The organism is Streptomyces sp. NPDC006365, from assembly GCF_042870755.1.
Taxonomy (GTDB): domain Bacteria; phylum Actinomycetota; class Actinomycetes; order Streptomycetales; family Streptomycetaceae; genus Streptomyces; species Streptomyces xiangluensis.
The window spans coordinates 833,702-851,218 of the sequence record NZ_JBIAHS010000002.1; the positions used below are offsets into that span (position 1 = coordinate 833,702).

Genomic DNA, 17,517 nt, shown 5'->3' on the forward strand with positions numbered 1-17,517 from the left:
TCCTTCAGTACGTACGAGGGGCAGGCGCCAGCGTACGCATCTCGCGTATCGCCTGAACGAGTACGTCCGGTTCGTCGGCATGGAAGCGGATCAGGCGTACGTCCGTGGGGCGGCCGAGGAAGGTCAAGTGCCCTATGGGCTCGGCAAGTTCGAGGGTGATCGTGGTCTGGGCGCCGATGGCCAGGTCGAGTTCGCCGGGGCGCTTCTCGTGCGTGTAGCGCGTCTCGCGGCGTACGGACGCGATGACGTCCAGAGGGACGCGGAGGTCGATGTGGGCGGCTCGCCGGATGCGCAGCGCCGTGTCGTCCAGGACGTGCGGGCGGCTCACGGAGGCCGCGTGCATGCCGACGACTTGGAGCACGCCGTAGAGGTCGAGGACGAGTACGGGCCGCTCGATGGCGGGCCAGGGCCGCAGAAGCACCGCCATGGCGATCGTCTCGAGCACGCACACGAAGCCGAACGCGAACATGACCCCGCCCTGGCCCTGCGCGTATCCGAAGGCCCGCCCGTGCCGGGTGCCGTGCGAACGCCGGGCCATCCAGAGGGCGATGCTCACGAGGAGCCGCAGCTCGTGCGCGGTCAGACGCCGCACGAGCCCGACGGCCTTCACTGGGCACCGCCTGCGTGGCGCTGCACCAGGAGCCGCATCGTGCGCCGGATCGCCTCCGCCTGCGCGGGCGCGAAGTCGTCGAGGAGGGCGCGGAGGAAGCTGTGGTCCTCGCTCACGTCCCCAATGTCGAACCCTTCCAGGGCGGAGTCCGGCAGGCAGGAGGCGAGCAGCTCGGCGGCCTCGTCCACGCGGGGGTCGCCCGGGTCGGCGTCCACGAGTGCGTCGAGCAACGCGTACGCTTCGTGCGCCCGGTCCACCGCACCCGGCTCGCCGGCAAAGCTGCCCAGCGCGGACAGCAGCCGCTCCCGCTCCTCCGGGGGCGCGGCGGTGTCCAGCAGGGCGATGATCTCGCGGTCCTTGGCGGCCATCGGGGACTCGGGCCGCCCCTTGGAGCCCTGGTCCAAGTCACCGAAGAGCGCGGCCAGTTCGGGGGACACTGGCCCCTCTACGGGCAACCGCCCCGCCTCGGCATCGGCCAGCAACGCCCGCAGCCGAGCTCGCCGCTCCCGGATGGCCGCCTCCTGCCGCGCCAGGTCGGCATCGAGCTCGGCAAGCACCTCGACGAGGTCGCGCCCCGCATCGTCCGCGAGCACGTCCCGCACCTCGGCGAGCCCGAGCCCCAACTCCGTCAGCCGCCGGATCCGGGCCAGCACGACGGCGTGCCGCAGCCCGTAGTCGCGGTACCCGTTGGGCCGCCGCTCGGGTTCGGGCAGCAGCCCGAGGTGGTGGTAGTGCCGCAGGGTCCGCGTGGTGACACCGACGGCCGCGGCCAGCTCTCCGATTCGCATGCGGTCAGTAGAAACGTTGACGTTGCGGCGGGGTCAAGCGTTGGGCTCCGGCGGTGCCTGACGAGGTCGGTGAGCGTGTGCCACGATCGAGGGAACAGTTCCCGATCTCATGGACAGGTGATCTTCGGATGTCCCAGTCTGGCGAGCGACCGAAGGAGGGGCGTGACATGACTGCCGTGGCTCATGAGCCCACCACGCCGGCTGAGGGACTGCTGGAGATCTTTTTGTCCCTCGACACCCCGGAGGGGTTCCGGGCAGAGCTGATCGAGGGGGAGATCGTCGTGACGCCGCCGCCGGACGGGGAGCACGAGAAGTACATCAGCCGGATCGTGCGGCAAGTGATCAAGCGGTCCCGGACCGACATGGATCTATCCGGGAACAAGGGATTGAGGCTGCAAAGCGGGGGAGCCTGCCCGACGAACCACGTGATCCCGGACGTCACCTTCGCGCCCATCGAATCCGACCTCTTCGGGGGCGCTGAACCCTGGATGCCTTGCGAGGGCATCGCGATGGTGCTGGAGGTGACCTCCACGAAACCGCAGGCAGACCGCGAGGCCAAACGTCGCTGCTACGCCCGCGGTGGCATCCCGCTCTATCTGCTGGCCGACCGCGAAACCTCACAGGTCACACTCTTCAGCGATCCGAGGCAAGACGACTACCGAGAACACTGCACTCGCCCCTTCGGGAAACCGCTCACCCTCCCCGAGCCCTTCGCCTTCGACCTGGACACCACAGACTTCCTCTGAGCCATCGAGTGCGCACCGGGGCATAGAGGCAGCCCGCACGGGTGTTGCACCGAGTGTGCGAGGCGAGAGAGCGATCAGCCGTGAACAGGCAGTCTGGACCAGGGCGACCCTGGGCCGGACCGGCCGTCCACTCGATCTCCTCACCGCCCGCTTCGACCGCCACCGCTACGCGCCCCACGCCCACGAGGAGTTCACCGTCTGCGTCGGCGGCGAGGAGGTCATCGACTACCGAGGCGGCCGGATCCGGACCGGCCCAGGCTCGATCGTCGTCCTCGCGCCCGGCGAGACCCACACCGGCGGCCCCGCCGCGTCCGACGGCTACGCCTACCGGGCCCTGTACGCCGACCCCACCCTCCTCACCGAAGGCACGCGAAGCGTCCCGCACTTCCGCGAGCCTCTCCTCGACGACCCCGAACTGGCCACGGCCCTGCGCCTCGCGCACACAGAACTCAGCGCCTGCCCCGACCAGTTGGAGGCCGAGTCCCGCATCCCGTGGCTGCTCACCGCCCTCGCCCGCCGCCACTCCACGGCCCGCCCGGTGTGCGACAGGATCCCTGGCGCGAGCCGCATAGCCCACGCCGTACGCGACCGTCTCGCCGACGAACTCCTGGCCCCACCCTCCCTCGCCGACCTGGCCACCGACCTGGGCCTGTCCCGCTACCAACTCCTCCGCGCCTTCCGTACGACCATGGGTCTGCCCCCGTATGCCTGGCTCGCCCAGCACCGGGTGACCCGGGCCCGGGGCCTGCTGGAGTCGGGCCACCGCCCCGCCGAGGCCGCCGCACTCGTCGGCTTCGCGGACCAGGCGCATCTGACGCGCTGGTTCCGGCGTGTGCTGGGGGTGACCCCGGCGGCGTACCGCAACAGCGTTCAGCGCAACAACGTTCAGCGCAACAGCGTTCAAGACGTACGCCGTTGACCCGGCCGAGACTGCGCGCATGACTGCACGCGGCTGGCTTCTCTTCTCCCTGATGGGAGTGTTCTGGGGCATCCCCTACCTGATGATCAAAGTGGCCGTGGACGGCGGTATGTCCCCGTCCATGGTGGTGTTCGCGCGCTGTGCGCTGGGCGCCGCGCTCCTGCTGCCTTTCGCTGTACGGCAGGGCGGACTGACCACCGTCGTCCGGGCCCACTGGCGCCCCATGCTGGCCTTCGCGTGCATCGAGATCATCGGCCCCTGGTGGACGCTGACGGACGCCGAACGCCATCTGTCCAGCTCGACGGCAGGCCTGCTGATCGCGGGTGTACCCATCGTGGGCGTCGTACTGGCACGCTTCTTCGGCGACACGGAGAGGCTGGGTGCCCGCCGGATGACGGGCCTCGCGCTGGGCCTGGGCGGAGTGGCGGTGCTCACGGCCCCGCACTTGACGGGCGGCAACGCCCGCTCTCTCGCGGAAATGGGGGTCACGGTCGTCGGCTACGCGACCGCGCCGCTGATCATGGCCCGCCACCTCAAGCAGGTCCCCACGCTCCAGCTGATCGCCCCGTGCCTGCTGCTCGCGGCAGTCGTGTACGCCCCCGCGGCGGCGGTGACGCGGCCGTCCGAGCTCCCCTCGCCCTCGGTCCTGGCCTCGCTTACCGGCCTCGGCGTCATCTGCACGGCACTCGCCTTCGTCGTCTTCGTGGAGCTGATCCGCGAGGCGGGCCCGACACGGGCAGTGGTCTTCACATACGTCAATCCGGCGGTGGCGGTGGCGGCGGGCGTGCTGTTCCTGGACGAACACCTGACAGCCGGGGTCGCGGTGTCCTTCACCCTGATCCTGCTGGGCTCCGTCCTGGCCACGGTTTCGGGACAGGCGGGACCGGGACCGGTATCGGGATCGGGATCGGCTTCCGGACCCGCATCCGCACCGGCATCCGGTCCGGGGCGGGCCGCCCGCCCGGTACCATGGTCGACACGGCAGACGAGCCGGGCGGACGGTCGCGTGGAGGTCCCTGTGGACCTCCCCGAGGAACGTCCGGGCTCCACAGGGCAGGGTGGTGGCTAACGGCCACCCGGGGTGACCCGCGGGACAGTGCCACAGAAAGCAAACCGCCCAGCACTCTGGTGCTGGGTAAGGGTGAAACGGTGGTGTAAGAGACCACCAGCGCCTGAGGTGACTCAGGCGGCTAGGTAAACCCCACCCGGAGCAAGGTCAAGAGGAGCCGCTTGGCGACAGGCGGCTCTGCGCGGACGTCCGAGGGCTGCCCGCCCGAGTCCGCGGGTAGACCGCACGAGGTCGGCGGCAACGCCGGCCCTAGATGGATGGCCGTCGCCGGGGGGTTCGCGAGGACCCCCCGGAACAGAACCCGGCGTACAGCCCGACTCGTCTGCCGCCAAGGGCTCATGACCAGCGTAATTGCAGGTCAAGGGCCATTTTTCGAGGATTGGCGGGCCTAGTCTGACCCCGGTCCGTACCGGTTCAAACCGGACCTCACGGCTACGAACGTAGCCACCAAGGTAGCCACGAAGGTAGCCACCCACGTGGCCACTGTGGGCACTCGTCCTGATCACCGGGCTGTGGTGATTCTCCGCGCATTACAGCCCGGCTTGCCCGAACGCAAGGCACCCTCCACCAGCGGAAGGCTGGTGGAGGGTGCCAGAGGTTCGATGCGGGAGGCCTGGGAGGCGTCACGCGGCGATCAGAGCGGCGCCCGGCTTCGGCCGCGCTGTCAGGCCGGCGTTTGTGCAGCCAGCCACGATCGGCGAGCTTGGTCATCTTTGCCCGCAGCGGCTCCAGCTTCCCGCGCACCGCCACCTCAAGTCCCAGCTCCTCGCCCACCGCCCTGACCTGCACCGGACCATCGGTGGCCCGAACGATCTGAAGGATCCGGCCGTAGTCGGCGGGCAGCGCCATCTCGTCGGGATCATCGCCGCGGTGCGGGACCAGCAGCACCGCACGCCCCGCCACCTGCGCCTTCACCGGAGCCACCGCAACGGCAGCCTCCGCCTCCAGGCGGTCCTGCTCGGCCAGACGGTGCAGCACCCGCTCGGCAATCACCAACTCCTCCCGCTCCGCCTCGACCTCCCGAAGCCGCTTGCCCAGCTCCTCGGCGAGCGCGTCCAGCTCGCTCCGGCGAGCCGTGATCCGCCCCAGCTCGGACACCCCCGCTCCCTCCCCGCGATCTGATGGCGTATCCGCACGGCGGACTCTCGGTGGCGGGCGCTGCCGGCGGGGAAGATCTCGGGGATCGTGCTGGCGGTGCTGCGCTGTGACCAGTGGCCCGGCGATCTGGCCGGCGGAAACGGGGTACACCGCACCACCGTCACCCGCTGGGTGCGGGAGGTCGTCGGCCTGCCGGCCGCCCGTGTCCCGCGCCTGGACCGCGCGCTGAAGCACCCGGTCCGTACATGCCGGGAAGTCGGCGACGGACGACGGCGGGGGCGCGCACGCGAGTTGTCAGGCGTCGGGGTGACCGCTGACGGGGCCGTCTGCGAAGGGGTGGAGGAGGTACGCGACGCCGGTCAGTCGTTCGGACTCCTGCCACAGGCGGTGCTGCGCCCAGGTGTCGTGGGAGCGTGCGCTGGACTCGACGCGGGTCGGATGTCCGGTGAACTGGGCCAGGCCGGGAGGTCCGTAGTAGTCGCCGCCGTGTGCGTCCGGGTCGGTGGCCGCGCGCAGCGTCGACAAGGCGCCCATCCGGGGGGACTGCACGATCCACGAGTTCACCGGGCTCAACTGCGGGCCCATGAGGAATCTGACGGGCGCGGGCATGTCCCGGCCGAACTCGGTGCGGGCGTTGCCCGGGTGGGCGGCGACCGCGATGGCCGGCGCTCCGGCTCTCCCCAGCCGGCGTTGCAGTTCATAGGTGAACATCAGGTTGGCGAGCTTCGCCTGGAAGTAGGCGGTGAAGGAGCGGTACCCGCGCTCGCAGGTGAGATCGTCGAAGTTGATGGTGCCGTGTCGGTGGCCGATGCTGCTGACGGTCACGATCCGTGAGCCGGGAGTCTTCAGCAGCCGGTCCAGCAGCAGTCCGGTGAACGCGAACGGGCCCAGGTGGTTGGTGGCCAGCGTCAGTTCGAAGCCGTCCTCGGTGAGGCTGTGACTCAGACGTATCCCTCCTGCGTTGTTGATGAGCAGGTCGATACGGGGATGGTCGGCGCGCAGGCTCTCGGCGGCCCGGCGGACCGAGGCGAGCGAGGCGAGGTCCAGTTGCAGGGTGCTGACCTTCGCGGTCGGCGCCGTGGCGGTGATGCGGGTCGCGGCGTCCGCTGCCCGGTCCGGATTCCGGCAGGCCAGTACGACGGTGGCGCCGCGCTGAGCGAACACCTGGGCGGTCTCGAAGCCGAGGCCGGAGTTGGCGCCGGTGATCACGACGATTCGTCCTCGCTGGTCGGGAACGTCGGCCGAAGTCCACCGCCGGGTTGCCGTCCCGTGGCCGCCCATCAGCCGCAGCCCCCCGCGTGCCCCTGGTCGACGGTGGCGGTCGTGAGGAGTTCGGGTGGCAGGTGCTGGGCGCGGATGCGGGAGACGAAGGCGGGGAGGCGGTCGACGCCCCAGTACTTGTCGAAACCGTCGATGAAATAGGGGACGCCGAAGACGCCGTCGCGGTGCAGGAGTTCGATGGAGGCGAGGCCTTCCGCCCGTACGGCCGGGTCGGTGGCCGCACTCGAGAAGGGTTCGGGGTCGAGGCCGAGGCCGGTGGCGAGGGTGGCCATGACGGCGGGGTCGGAGATGTCCTTGCCCTGTTCCCAGCGGGCGCGGTAGACCGCGTCGATGAAGGGGCGGCCGTGGCCGAGGCGGTTCGCGACGAGGTAGGCGAGGTGCGAGACCTCCCAGTTCGGAGCGGGGTCCTGCGGCCAGACCATGTCGAGATCGCGTTCCCTGGCCAGCCTGCGTACGTCCTGGAGGATGTAGAGGTGCTTCTCGCGCGACATCGGTACGTAGGGGAGACGTATGCCCCGCTCGGTCAGGTCCTGGGCCGTGGGCTCGTCGGGCTCCCAGAAGGGGAGCCAGTCGATGGCGTCGGCGACGTCGGGGTAACGGTCCGTCAGGTCGCGGTAGGCCATCCAGGAGTATGGGCTGCGGAAGGAGAAGTACCAGCGCGGGGCGCGGCGTCGGGCCATGGTTCACGGGCTCCTTGAAGAGGTGGTTCGGCACAGAGTCGGTTCAGGGCAGCCGGTTCGGCGCGGAGTTGGTTTCAGCGCAGGCGAAGCAGGGCGCAGCCGACCGAGCCCGTGCGGTCCACGGAGGTGATCAGGCCGATCCGGCCGGTGGCCTCGGACCGGTGCTGCTCCTCGGACGGGTGCGTCTCGGCGTACGCGAGCAGGGACGCCGTCTGGAAGCCGGCGGCGGCCGCTCCGGTGTCGCCGATCAGTTCGTGGGGGGCGAGGTCGACGGCCCCGGTCTCGCCCAGGACGTCCGCGATGGCGAGGAGTTCCTCGGCCCTTGCCCGGCCGGTGCTGGAGGAGCGGGCGATCGCCATGATCTGCCCCGGGTCCATCGAGGCCTGGGCGAGGGCGCGGCGCAGACAGGAGGAGAGGGCGGCGCGCACGTCCTCGCCCAGAGTCACGCCCAGTTCGACAGCGAGGATCTCGGCGAGCACGGGTTGGTCGCCGGGCCCGGCGGGTTCGATGAGCAGCATGGAGCTGCCTTCGCCGAGGGGGGTGGAACCGGCGGAATCGGGGGAGGCAGAGGAATCGGCCGAGGCGGTGTGGTGCTCCAGCCAGGCGCGGGCCGGCGAGAACTCCTCGGCCGTGCCGCACAGCACACTCTCCGCATGGCCCGATGCCAGCAGCCTGCGCGCGTAGTTGAGGGCGTGCAGGCCCGCCGCCCGGCCGCCCGCAATCGTGGTGTTCGGGCCCTTGAGCTGGTACCAGATCGCGCTCTGGCCACTGGCGCAGTTCATCACCGTGTTCGGGAACTGCGCGGGGTCGACGAAGAACGGCTGCTCACCGGTGAGCGAGTCGCGGGTGAAATCCATCATGCTCTGCGCGCTGCCGGTGGTGGTGCCCAGTGCGAAGGCCGCGCCCTCTCCGGTGCCCACCCGCTGATTGCGCTCGCTCTCGCCGAGCAGCGCACCGACCGCGGTGACCGTGAGTCCAGTGACCCGGTCCATGGAACGGGTGCCCTTGCGGCCGAGTGCCGTGCGGATGTCGAAGCCGGGTACCAGACAGGCGGTCGGCTCCGGGGTCTTGTCGTATGAAGGGCCGAGCGGCGCCGTGGTGTCGCGGCGCTCCCGGATGCCCTCGGTGAACGCGGCGCGGCCGACGCCGAATGGCGAGACAGCGGACCAGGCGGTGATGACCGGGCGGCGGCCGACCGTTGCGGTAGCACTCATGATCGTCACGTTTCTGTGGTGAGGGTTGCTTGCAGAACGGGCGCACGCGTCAGTACGGAACCGAGGAAGGCCCTCAGCTCGGTGCCGAAGACAGCCGGCTCGTCCACCATCGGGAAGTGCCCGCTGCGCCCGAGCACCCGCAGCCGTGCGTCGGGCAGCGCGTCGGCCAGCGCGATGGCGTGTTCGGCTGGCGTGGCGATGTCGTGCGTACCGCCGATGACCAGGCAGGGGACGGCGATGCGGGCCGTTCGTAGCTCGGGTGTGCGCAGGAACAGGTCGAAGAACCGGATCCAGCCGTACGGGCCGATCCACTCCCTGACCCGTTCCGCCATGGCGACTTCTGTCTCCGCCGACACCCGGCCGCCGGAGTGGGCCCGGATGCCCTCCTGAAGGATCAGATGGAAGTCGTTGAGGTAGTGGGTGATGGTCCCCCAGTCGAACTCCTCGGCCGTGCCCCGGTAGAAGGGCGAGACGAGGACGAGGGCGCGGATGCCGAAACGGCTGAACGGGTCGCCGTGCACGCGTCCGGTCCGGTCGAGCAGTTCGAGCAGCACATTGGACGACATCGAGTGCGCGACCACCACATCCACCGGGCCCGGTACGGAGACCAGCGCCTCCTCGACCCACGGGGTGAGGTCCGCGGTCCGGCCCCAGCCGGTGACGCCCTGGCCGCGCCACGGGAGCCCGGCGGACCAGACCTCGTGGTCGGGGCAGAGCTGCCGCGCGGTCTCGTCCCACACGGTGTCGGTGCCCGCGAGACCGTGCAGGAACAACACCTTGGGGGCGCCTGCTGCGGCGGCACCGGGGTGCCGCCGCAGCACGACGGGAGCCGACGGAGCGGGGGGACGCATCACCGTGGGCTCCCCGTAGGAGCGAGCAGGGACACACCGGAGGTGGCGCCGCGCAGGCCCGCGCCGGCCACCGCGTACACAGGGCCCGTACCGCCCTCGTCGAACCACCCGGTCGCCGCCGCGCACTGCAGCACGCCCAGCGCGCCGGACGCCTGGCCGAGTCCGGGACCGAAGCCGTCCCGCGGCACGCCGGGCAGCAGATCGTCGGGCAGAGCGCCGGCGGCGTCCTGCGGGATCTGCCAGCGGACCGGTGCCGGGCCGTCCGTGCCACCGAGGTCCTCGACACAGGAGCGCACGCCGTCCGTCATCGCATAGCCGCCGTAGACGGCGCGGACGTCGGCCGACCGGTTCCGGGCGGCCTCGGCGCGCTCGACCACGACGGCGGCTCCGCCGTCCACGCCCGTGCGACCGTCGCCGAGGAGGCGCCGTACCGCGTCGTTGTCCGGCTCCACGCCGATCACCAGGACGCGGTCGACACGGCCCGAGCGGATCATGGTGGCGGCCCAGTGCATGGCGTCGAGGCCCGAGGTGGCGCCGTTGCAGACCATCAGGTTGGGGCCGCGCAGGCCGAACCTGATCGCCACCGAGGAGGCGATGACATTGCTGGACGCGTTCGGCAGATCCATCGGTGAGGTGGCCGAGACCGTGTGGGCCCTGATGGTGTCCAGGGCGCTGGTCACGGTGTCCAGATTGCCGAAGTTGGAGCTGGCGACGACACCGATGCTCGTCCCCGGCACCGTCAGCCCGTCCTCGTCGAGCAGACCCGTGTCCATCAGGGCGCCGGAAGCCAGGCAGTACGCGAGCTGGGTGGCCCGGTCCTTGTAGCGCAGGCCCTTCTTGCCGACCAGCACCTCCGGTGCGACGGGCTGTCCGACGGCCCCCGGTCCCGCGGCGAGCGCCGCCGGGGTGTCGGCGCCGGGGACCAGGACGCTGACGCCGGTGATGACGACCGCGCTGCCCGCGGTGAGGGTGTGCACAGCGCTCATCGGGCTGCCTCCACGATCGCGACCGCGTTGATGCCGCCGAAGCCGAAGGCGTTCAACTGCATGGTCTCCAGCTCGGCCCTGCGCTCGGAGCCGGTCACGAAGCGGAAGGCCGCGGCCTCGTCCACCGGGTCGTCCAGGCCGACCGTGGGCGGTATCCGCCCCTGGTCCATGGCCCGCAGACCGACCACCAGATTGAGCAGACCCGAGCCGCCGGAGGTGTGCCCGGTCATCGACTTGATGGCGGTCATCAGGGGCTTGTCCGCGTCGGGGCCGAGCACCTCGGCGAGCGCGATGGCCTCGGCCTCGTCGTTGAGGAGCGTGCCGGTGCCGTGCAGCATCACCAGATCGATGTGCCCGGGCTCGATCTCCGCGGCGGTGTACGCCTGCCGCATCGCCTGGGCGATGCCTTCGGGAGAGGGCGCGGTGGCGTGGAAGGCGTCGCAGTTGACCGAGACGCCGCGCAGCCGTCCGTGCACCTGCTGACCGTCGTTCCCGGTGTCCTCTCTGCGGAGGACGACGGCGGCGGCGCCGTCGCCCATGAGCACACCGGTGCGGTGGCGGTCGAAGGGCCTGACCCGCTCGGGCGCCACCGGGTGGACCCGCTCGAGCAGTCCGTACATGCTCTCGGTGAGGACGTCGACACCGGCCACGATGATGGTGTCGGGGCCGTCCGGCCCGGCCAGCAGATCCGAGCCGAGGGCGAGCGCGTACAGCGAGGCGGAGCAGGCATTGGAGAAGGTGTACGTCTGCTCGGCGCCGAACCGCTCACGCAGGGCCGGGCCGAAGTGCAGCCCGTGCTCGGTGAGCTCGGCCTCGCCGCGCCACCACAGTTCCAGGGAGCGCAGCTCGCGCAGTCCCGTGCCGACAAGTACGGGGATGCCGCCGAGGTCCTCGCCGAGCCCGGCGTCCTTGGCCGCCTGGCCGACCGCGTCCAGCAGCAGAGCCGTGGCACGGGCCGGGACATCGACGCCGACGGCCGGCCGGTTGTCGACCTCGTAGGCGTACTGGGCACGGAAGTTGGCCCGGTCGAAGCCGCGCAGCGGGGCGTGGCCGGTGACGCCGGCACACAGGTTCTCGAAGAGATCGTCGATTCCCCTGCCGGTGCTCGCTGTGGCGCCGACGCCGGTGATGGACTGACTCAGCACAGCGCGTCCTCCTTCACTTGTGCGGGGTCGGCCTGTACGGGGTCGGCCGCGGCGTCGTAACGGCCGAGGAGCAGCACCGCGTTGTTTCCGCCGAAGGCGAGCCCGTTGTTCTGGACGACCCTCAGATCGGCCTCGACGGCCTCGTTCGGCACGCAGTCGACGGGGCACTCCGGGTCGGTGGTGACGTGGTTGATGGTGGGCGGTACGAAGCGGTTGTCGATGGCGAGCGCGCAGCCGATCGCCCCGAGTGCACTGGCCGCGCCCATGCTGTGGCCGAGCATCGACTTCACCGACACCGTGCGCGGCGGGGCGTCCCCGAACACCTGGCGGATGGCGCCGACTTCGGTGACGTCATTGGCCTTGGTGCCGGTGCCGTGCGCGGAGATGAGGTCGACCTGTTCCGGCTTGACGCCGGAGTTCTCCAGGGCGCGCTCCATGACGCGGGCGACGCTGGCCCGGTTGGGGGCCACCTGGTGGTACGCGTCGCAGTTGAGGCCGTATCCCAGCACTTCGGCGTAGATGTGCGCGCCTCGGGCGAGGGCGGAGTCCAGACGTTCCAGTACGAGGACGCCGGCGCCCTCGCCCGTCAGGATGCCCTTGCGGTCGGCGTCGAAGGGCTGGCAGCGGTCCGGGGCGATGGTGCCGAGCCGGTAGAAGCCGGTGAACGTCTTGCGGCACATGGCGTCCGCGCCGCCGCAGAACGCGAACTCGGCCTCGCCGGAGGCTACGGCGTCGAAGCCGTAGCCGATGGCGTAGTTGCCGGCCGCGCAGGCGGTGGGGACGGTCACCGCCTCCACATCGCTGAGGCCGAGCTCCTGGGCGATGGCCACCGAGAGCCGTCCGGCGGGGATCCGCCGCACGGCCACCGGGTCCATCCGCTCGGCTCCCTCGGTGATTTCGGCCTCGACGAGGTGGTCGAGATCGTAGGACTCGCCGTCGGTGGTGCCGATCGAGATCAGGCCGCGCCGCTCACGGAGCAGGCCAAGGTCGAGGCCCGAGTCCTGAAGGGCCATGCGGGCGGCGGCCACCGAGAACTGCGTGGCCCGGCCCAGCTGGTCCAGATCGAGCTCCGTGACCCACTGCGCGGGCTCGAACCCGGTGACCTCGCATCCGGTCGAGTGCGAGAACCCCTCGGTGTCGAACACGGTGATGGGTTTGGCCCCGCTGCGGCCCTCCCTCAGCCCTCGCAGGAACTCGGTGACGCCCAGGCCGATGCTGGAGACCACCCCGAATCCGGTGAGGACGACCCGGTGGCGTGCCTCTTCCCCGGCCGGCCCGATGGCTCGCTGTGCTGCGTGCTGTGCTGACATGCCACCCTTCCGATACACAGTCGTTGGTCCTCACGCGGATCCGGGCAGGCGCTACCAGCCGGCGGCCTCGGCCACGACCTGGTAGACGCCCTCGATGTTCACCATGCGGGGCAGTTCGCTCTGGTTGATGACGACGTTGAACTGCTTCTCCAGGGCGGCGAGAATCTCGATTGCGCGCAACGAGTCCGCGTTGTGGTCTTCCTTGAACAGGCTGGTCCGGGTGACCTCGTCCTCCTCTATTTCGAGGATGTCGCAGACGATTTCCTTGATGCTTTCGGTGCGCTCGGCAAGCTCGGTGGACATGCTTTATCTCCTTGGGAAGAAACGTGCTTGGGAAAGGAACGCGCTTGGAGATTCGATGCGCGTATCGCATTCCGTGACCTGATTCTTGACCGCCGCACAGGAAATCGGCCCGGCGGCGGCAGGAAGTTGTCAGTGAATTGCTCAGACCTGCCGCAGGCGGTCGGCGGGCCGCCGGGCCAGCACGGCCTGGTTCACCGTGAGGACGAGTTCGCCGCGTACCCGTGTGGTGCCCTCGAAGATCTGGATGTCGTCGATCGTGCGGGCCAGCCGGACGGAGTGTTCGAGGGTGTCGCCCGGGAACACCGGAGGGCCGAAGGCCAGTCGGGTGTAGCTGCCCAGCATCAGGACCTCTTCGGCGAGCACATCCGTGTTGGCCTTGTCGGCCGTGGCGAGGACGGCCGCGGCCTGGTTGAAGGACTCCATCAGCGGGCCGATGGGATAGGCGTACGCGGCCGGGTCCTTCACCTCGGCGTCGAGGTGCCGGTACCAGGGTTCGCCGTAGGTGACCGCCTTCTCGGCGGTGACCTGCTCGCCGGGGCTGAAGGACAGCACCCGGTCGATCAGCAGCATCTCGTCCCGGTGCGGGATGCGGGCCATCAGCTCGGGCAGGGACAAGGGGCCCAGGCCCATGGGGAGTTCCAGTGGACCGGAGAACTCGGGCAGTGCGAGGGGGGACACGGCGCCCGCGTCCTCGTACCGCAGCCGGATCCTCGCCACCGGGTCCCGCTCGGTGGCGGCGGTCACCCGGCACACCCACCCCGCCGCCTCCTGCGTCCAGCGGAGCGAGAAGGTCAGGGTGTCGCCCGGGTAGGCGGGGTGCAGGAAGCGGGACGATTCCAGGCCGGCCAGGCGCAGTCCCGGGGCCCCTTCGGGGGGCCGGCCGAGTGCGGCCAGATGGGCCGTCTCGACGAGGAAGACGCCGGCGAAGATCGGAAAGCCCCGGTAGTGGCCGTTGAACACGGGCTCGGCGGGATCGAGTGGGAGCTCGACCGCGCAGGTCCGGGCGGCGCCGTCGGTCCGTACCACCCTGTAGGGGGTACGGACCGACCGGCACCGTTCATGGCCGCTCATCCCGTGACTTTCCCGAGGAGCAGGCTGTAGGTCTGGCCGAAGTTGGTGATTTCGCCGAATTCCTTCTCGGAAATCTTGACGCCGAACTTCTTCTCCAGCTGGACCATGATTTCCAGGCCCATGAGCGAGTCGACACCGAGGTCGTCGACATAGCGGGCGTCATCGGTGACGTCCTCGATTTCGACGTCGAGGGCATCGGCGACGAGCGCGCGCAGGGATTCCTTTTCGAGCGTGGCAGTGGTCATTTCTGCTTCCTTATGTGAGGTGTGGGATATCAGGTGTGAGGCAGTGGACGCGGCTCAGGCCGCGATGAGATTCCAGGGCTCCGGCAGCCGTTTCGCGTGCCGGGGCTTCGCGTCGGCCCACCAGCGGACCGAATGGGCCAGCAGGGCGGCCGGGTCGAGGACCTTCCGCGTCGGCTCGAAGGGGGCCGGGATGCTGGTGTAGCTCTCGAACATGCTGAGCAGTTCGACCGCCCGCTGCTGGACGTCCGAGAGGTGCGGCGTCGACAGCGGAAGGAAGAAGCCGTGCCAGTGGCCGGCGGGGATGACGGGGGCGAGCGGGATCGGCGCGATTCCCCGCTCGTCCCGCCATTCGTTGATGGTCCGGGTGATGACCGCGACCATGTCCGAGACCCGCAGACAGCCCTCGCCCGCGGCGATCGTCTCCACGACCTGCCCGGTCGGCGGCGCCCCGAGTGCGGCGGCCACGATGACCTCGGCCACCTGGTCCACGGGTGAGATCTCGATGAAGCCGTCCGGATCGCCGACCAGCGCCGGTGCCAGGCCCGAGACCAGGGACTGCACCATCGCGTACGGGCCCGAGAGGCGGGCTATCGCGCCATCCGTGCTGCGGCCGAAGACCAGCGGAGGCCGCACGATGGTCAGTTGTCCCGGATGCCGGGTCCGTACGACGTTCTCGGACTCGGCCTTCGACCACTCGTAGCCGTTGCGGTACTGGCCGTACTCCGGATCCCGGGCGGCCCCCTCCTGCCCGTCGACGTATGCCGTCGAGATGTGGACGACGTGGGTGTCGGCGTCGGCGAGTTCGAGGACGGCCTCGGTGGTGCGGACATTGGCGGCGATCGCCTCGTCCTTGGTCATCGTCCACCGGGTGGAGGCGGCGCTGTGGATCACCACGTCCCAGTGCTGCCGCAGCTCGGCGGGGGCGGGTTCGGCGCCCAGTACCCAGCCTGTCTCCTCCGGACGCGAGGGACGCCGCGTCACGGCGGTGACCTCGGTCTTCTCCGCGAACTCGGTCAGCTGCGCGAGGACTTCGCTGCCCACCACGCCACCGGATCCGGTCAGCAGGATCTTCATGTGGTGCTCCCCGGTGCGATGCCGGCCGGGCCCGAGGTGGCGCGTTCGCCGATCCGGGCCAGCGCGGACTCGGTGAAGGCGCGCAGCGTGCGCTCGGCGATCGGGCCGAGCATGGCGTCCATCAGCGGGATGCCGATCTTGAAGTCGATGCGCAGCTCGACGGTGGTGAGCGGGCCGTCCGTGCCGATCTGCCAGTGGCCCGTGCAGCGTGAGAGCGGGCCTTCGGTCTGGCGGAAGTCGATCCGGCGCCGCTCGTGGTCGATGGAGTCCTCCTCCACCCATTCCAGGCGCGGCCCGGCAGACGCCACTTCCGCCACAGGCCCCAGCAGCACGACCCAGCGGGTGGTCCGCCGGTCACCGTCCTGGTGAAGAATCTCGGCCTCGGTGACCTCGGGGACGTACGACGGGATGGACGCGCAGTCGAGCAGTGCGGCCCAGAGGAGGCCGGGGGACTCCCCGGTCGTCTGGCGCGTGGTGATGGTGGGCACGGTCGGTCAGTCCTTTGCGTTCGGTGACAGATCCAGCTCCGGCAGATCGCGGAACTCGGCGTCGAGGTCGGTGAGATGGTCGCCCCGCGCGCTCTCGTGCAGGTCCTTGGAGCGGATGCACAGCAGCGCGATGACTGCGCCCACGGCGGTCACGGCCGAGGACGCGATCAGTACGTCGTGCAGACCGTCGACGAAGGCGGACTGTGCCGCCTCGGTGACCTTCACAGCGATGTCCGGCGGCAGGGCCTTGGCCATCTCGCCGACGGCGCCGGTGGCCACCGCGTCCCCGAACTGGTCGGCCCTCGGGCCCAGTTCACCCGCGGCGGACGACGCGGCGAACGCGTCGGCGACCCTGCTCTGGAAGATCGCGCCGAACACGGCGATGCCCAGGGCGACGCCGACCTGCTGGAAGGTCTCGGCGATCCCGGAGGACATGCCGGCCTTCTCCGGCTCCACCATGCCGACCGAGAGCGCGGCCCGCAGCGGCTGGTAGATGCCCATGCCGACACCGGCCACGAGCATGCTGGGCAGCAGCACGGTCCACTCGCTGTCGTCCCGCACCAGGGTGACCAGCCCCAGGCCGGTCGCCATCAGGGTGCCCGAGAGCACCGCGAGCAGCTTCGGCGACACCCGGGCGGTCAGCAGGCCGGTGACGCCCGCGACGACGAACAGCGTCAGCGTCATCGGCAGGAAGCGCACACCGGTCTGAAGCGGGCTGAAGCCCAGCACGTTCTGCAGATACGAGATCTGCAGGAAGATGGCGCTCAGGACGGTGGAGTTCCACAGCAGAGTGGCCGCGGACATCCCGTTGAACGTGGGGATGCGGAACATCGACAGGTCGAGCATGGCTGCCGAGCCGCGATGGCGCTCGATGACGACGAACAGCACCAGGAGCACGCCCGAGCCGACGAACATCGAGACGATGGGCGCGCTGCTCCAGCCCTCCGCGTGCCCCCGCAGGAAGCCGGTCACCAGCAGGCCGAGCGCGCTGGAGAAGACCATCAGACCCGCCCAGTCGATGGGGTGACTGTCCGGGTTGCGTGACTCGCGGATGCGCAGTGTTCCGATGATCAGGGCCGCGGCGCCGATCGGCACATTCACCAGGAAGATCCAGCGCCAGTTCAGCGCGTCGGTGAGCGCGCCGCCGATCAGCGGGCCGAAGGCGATCGCCAGGCCGACCACACCGCCGAAGATCCCGAAGGCCCGGCCGCGGTCCTTGCCCCGGTACTCATGGCCGATCAGCGCGGGACCGACCGCGAACAGCACGGCGGCGCCCACGCCCTGCACGCCACGGGCGAGATTGAGCTGCAGGATGCTCTGCGAGAGACCGCACCAGAGCGAGGCCAGGGTGAAGACGACGAAGCCGATGTTGAAGACCCGCTTGCGGCCCAGCCGGTCGGCGAGCGAGCCGCCGGTCAGCAGGAACGCGGCCAGCGTCAGGGCGTACGAGTCAAGGACCCACTGCAGCTCGGAGAAGTCGGCGTCCAGCGAGACCCGCATATCCGGCAGGGCCACGTTGACGACGGTGAGGTCGAGCATGAGCATGAACGTGGCGATGCAGACCACGCCCAGCGTCCAGCCGCGGGCCGAGGCGGCGGATTCGCCGTCCGATGCCGCTACTTCTTCTTGTGTTGCCATG

General features: G+C 70.2%; 18 protein-coding genes, 1 other RNA gene and 1 pseudogene. 5 read left to right on the forward strand and 15 right to left on the reverse strand.

Translation table 11 applies throughout. The features are described from left to right. Window positions 1-4 precede the first annotated feature (4 nt). Window positions 5-610: a hypothetical protein gene (locus tag ACFYO0_RS08820; protein WP_388672655.1), complete on the reverse strand. Its 606-nt coding sequence runs from the start codon at window positions 608-610 to the stop codon at window positions 5-7. Further along, window positions 607-1,398, reverse strand: a complete 792-nt coding sequence (locus tag ACFYO0_RS08825; RefSeq protein WP_388672657.1) for a MerR family transcriptional regulator — start codon at window positions 1,396-1,398, stop codon at window positions 607-609. Before ACFYO0_RS08825 ends, ACFYO0_RS08820 begins: the two co-directional genes overlap by 4 nt. 167 nt (window positions 1,399-1,565) lie before the next feature. Here ACFYO0_RS08825 and ACFYO0_RS08830 point away from each other — a divergent pair, with 167 nt between their 5' ends. From ACFYO0_RS08830 to ACFYO0_RS08850, 5 genes and pseudogenes are all read left to right on the forward strand, one after another. Further along, window positions 1,566-2,144 (forward strand): Uma2 family endonuclease, encoded by a 579-nt coding sequence (locus ACFYO0_RS08830; RefSeq protein ID WP_388672659.1) that lies wholly within the window; start codon window positions 1,566-1,568, stop codon window positions 2,142-2,144. 55 nt (window positions 2,145-2,199) lie between these two features. Next, window positions 2,200-3,063 carry an AraC family ligand binding domain-containing protein gene (locus tag ACFYO0_RS08835; protein ID WP_388672661.1) on the forward strand — a complete coding sequence of 288 codons (864 nt, stop codon included), beginning with the start codon at window positions 2,200-2,202 and terminating at the stop codon, window positions 3,061-3,063. Between the two features lie 82 nt (window positions 3,064-3,145). Further along, window positions 3,146-3,865 (forward strand): annotated as a pseudogene (locus tag ACFYO0_RS08840) (DMT family transporter); the annotation flags it as partial. A gap of 184 nt (window positions 3,866-4,049) precedes the next feature. Next, window positions 4,050-4,457, forward strand: an RNA gene (rnpB, locus tag ACFYO0_RS08845) — RNase P RNA component class A. 353 nt (window positions 4,458-4,810) lie between these two features. Next, entirely contained in the window at window positions 4,811-5,254 is a 444-nt protein-coding gene (locus ACFYO0_RS08850; RefSeq protein WP_388672663.1) for a hypothetical protein, read from the forward strand. Window positions 5,255-5,524: 270 nt separating this feature from the next. On the opposite strand, the gene ACFYO0_RS08855 is transcribed toward ACFYO0_RS08850, so the two are convergent. The 13 genes from ACFYO0_RS08855 to ACFYO0_RS08915 form a co-directional block, all read right to left on the reverse strand. Next, a complete protein-coding gene (locus ACFYO0_RS08855) occupies window positions 5,525-6,511 on the reverse strand; it encodes an oxidoreductase (protein WP_388672665.1) in 987 nt (328 codons plus the stop codon). Next, window positions 6,511-7,191, reverse strand: coding sequence for a 2-hydroxychromene-2-carboxylate isomerase (locus tag ACFYO0_RS08860; protein WP_388672667.1), 681 nt, complete (start codon window positions 7,189-7,191; stop codon window positions 6,511-6,513). The genes ACFYO0_RS08855 and ACFYO0_RS08860 overlap by 1 nt, the downstream gene beginning before the upstream one ends. A gap of 74 nt (window positions 7,192-7,265) precedes the next feature. Next, complete coding sequence (locus ACFYO0_RS08865; RefSeq protein WP_388672669.1) at window positions 7,266-8,405, reverse strand: beta-ketoacyl synthase N-terminal-like domain-containing protein; 1,140 nt, start codon at window positions 8,403-8,405, stop codon at window positions 7,266-7,268. A 5-nt stretch (window positions 8,406-8,410) separates the two neighbouring features. Further along, window positions 8,411-9,256 carry an alpha/beta fold hydrolase gene (locus ACFYO0_RS08870; protein ID WP_388672671.1) on the reverse strand — a complete coding sequence of 282 codons (846 nt, stop codon included), beginning with the start codon at window positions 9,254-9,256 and terminating at the stop codon, window positions 8,411-8,413. Continuing rightward, window positions 9,256-10,242: a beta-ketoacyl synthase N-terminal-like domain-containing protein gene (locus ACFYO0_RS08875; RefSeq protein ID WP_388672673.1), complete on the reverse strand. Its 987-nt coding sequence runs from the start codon at window positions 10,240-10,242 to the stop codon at window positions 9,256-9,258. The genes ACFYO0_RS08870 and ACFYO0_RS08875 overlap by 1 nt, the downstream gene beginning before the upstream one ends. Next, a complete protein-coding gene (locus tag ACFYO0_RS08880; protein WP_388672675.1) occupies window positions 10,239-11,387 on the reverse strand; it encodes a beta-ketoacyl-[acyl-carrier-protein] synthase family protein in 1,149 nt (382 codons plus the stop codon). Before ACFYO0_RS08880 ends, ACFYO0_RS08875 begins: the two co-directional genes overlap by 4 nt. After that, complete coding sequence (locus tag ACFYO0_RS08885) at window positions 11,381-12,697, reverse strand: beta-ketoacyl-[acyl-carrier-protein] synthase family protein (protein ID WP_388672677.1); 1,317 nt, start codon at window positions 12,695-12,697, stop codon at window positions 11,381-11,383. Before ACFYO0_RS08885 ends, ACFYO0_RS08880 begins: the two co-directional genes overlap by 7 nt. A 51-nt stretch (window positions 12,698-12,748) precedes the next feature. Then, the gene (locus ACFYO0_RS08890) at window positions 12,749-13,000 is read right to left on the reverse strand and encodes an acyl carrier protein (RefSeq protein WP_165264779.1); all 252 of its coding nucleotides are present in this window, start codon (window positions 12,998-13,000) and stop codon (window positions 12,749-12,751) included. Between the two features lie 141 nt (window positions 13,001-13,141). Next, the gene (locus ACFYO0_RS08895) at window positions 13,142-14,071 is read right to left on the reverse strand and encodes a 3-hydroxyacyl-ACP dehydratase FabZ family protein (protein ID WP_388672680.1); all 930 of its coding nucleotides are present in this window, start codon (window positions 14,069-14,071) and stop codon (window positions 13,142-13,144) included. Next, on the reverse strand, window positions 14,068-14,316 hold the full coding sequence (locus ACFYO0_RS08900; RefSeq protein ID WP_165264778.1) for an acyl carrier protein: 249 nt from the start codon (window positions 14,314-14,316) through the stop codon (window positions 14,068-14,070). Before ACFYO0_RS08900 ends, ACFYO0_RS08895 begins: the two co-directional genes overlap by 4 nt. A 54-nt stretch (window positions 14,317-14,370) precedes the next feature. Further along, the gene (locus tag ACFYO0_RS08905; RefSeq protein WP_388672682.1) at window positions 14,371-15,390 is read right to left on the reverse strand and encodes an SDR family oxidoreductase; all 1,020 of its coding nucleotides are present in this window, start codon (window positions 15,388-15,390) and stop codon (window positions 14,371-14,373) included. After that, on the reverse strand, window positions 15,387-15,878 hold the full coding sequence (locus ACFYO0_RS08910) for a type II toxin-antitoxin system RatA family toxin (RefSeq protein WP_388672684.1): 492 nt from the start codon (window positions 15,876-15,878) through the stop codon (window positions 15,387-15,389). The genes ACFYO0_RS08905 and ACFYO0_RS08910 overlap by 4 nt, the downstream gene beginning before the upstream one ends. 6 nt (window positions 15,879-15,884) lie before the next feature. After that, window positions 15,885-17,516, reverse strand: coding sequence for an MFS transporter (locus tag ACFYO0_RS08915; RefSeq protein WP_388672686.1), 1,632 nt, complete (start codon window positions 17,514-17,516; stop codon window positions 15,885-15,887). Window position 17,517: the final 1 nt, after the last annotated feature.

Excerpts from the sequence above, each read along its gene's own strand:
- ACFYO0_RS08825 (WP_388672657.1), bottom strand. The coding sequence starts at position 1,398 with ATGCGAATCGGAGAGCTGGCCGCGGCCGTCGGTGTCACCACGCGGACC.
- ACFYO0_RS08895 (WP_388672680.1), bottom strand. The coding sequence starts at position 14,071 with ATGAGCGGCCATGAACGGTGCCGGTCGGTCCGTACCCCCTACAGGGTG.
- ACFYO0_RS08865 (WP_388672669.1), bottom strand. The coding sequence starts at position 8,405 with ATGAGTGCTACCGCAACGGTCGGCCGCCGCCCGGTCATCACCGCCTGG.
- ACFYO0_RS08830 (WP_388672659.1), top strand. The coding sequence starts at position 1,566 with ATGACTGCCGTGGCTCATGAGCCCACCACGCCGGCTGAGGGACTGCTG.
- ACFYO0_RS08900 (WP_165264778.1), bottom strand. The coding sequence starts at position 14,316 with ATGACCACTGCCACGCTCGAAAAGGAATCCCTGCGCGCGCTCGTCGCC.
- ACFYO0_RS08860 (WP_388672667.1), bottom strand. The coding sequence starts at position 7,191 with ATGGCCCGACGCCGCGCCCCGCGCTGGTACTTCTCCTTCCGCAGCCCA.
- ACFYO0_RS08915 (WP_388672686.1), bottom strand. The coding sequence starts at position 17,516 with ATGGCAACACAAGAAGAAGTAGCGGCATCGGACGGCGAATCCGCCGCC.
- ACFYO0_RS08870 (WP_388672671.1), bottom strand. The coding sequence starts at position 9,256 with ATGCGTCCCCCCGCTCCGTCGGCTCCCGTCGTGCTGCGGCGGCACCCC.
- ACFYO0_RS08875 (WP_388672673.1), bottom strand. The coding sequence starts at position 10,242 with ATGAGCGCTGTGCACACCCTCACCGCGGGCAGCGCGGTCGTCATCACC.
- ACFYO0_RS08890 (WP_165264779.1), bottom strand. The coding sequence starts at position 13,000 with ATGTCCACCGAGCTTGCCGAGCGCACCGAAAGCATCAAGGAAATCGTC.
- ACFYO0_RS08855 (WP_388672665.1), bottom strand. The coding sequence starts at position 6,511 with ATGGGCGGCCACGGGACGGCAACCCGGCGGTGGACTTCGGCCGACGTT.
- ACFYO0_RS08885 (WP_388672677.1), bottom strand. The coding sequence starts at position 12,697 with ATGTCAGCACAGCACGCAGCACAGCGAGCCATCGGGCCGGCCGGGGAA.
- ACFYO0_RS08905 (WP_388672682.1), bottom strand. The coding sequence starts at position 15,390 with ATGAAGATCCTGCTGACCGGATCCGGTGGCGTGGTGGGCAGCGAAGTC.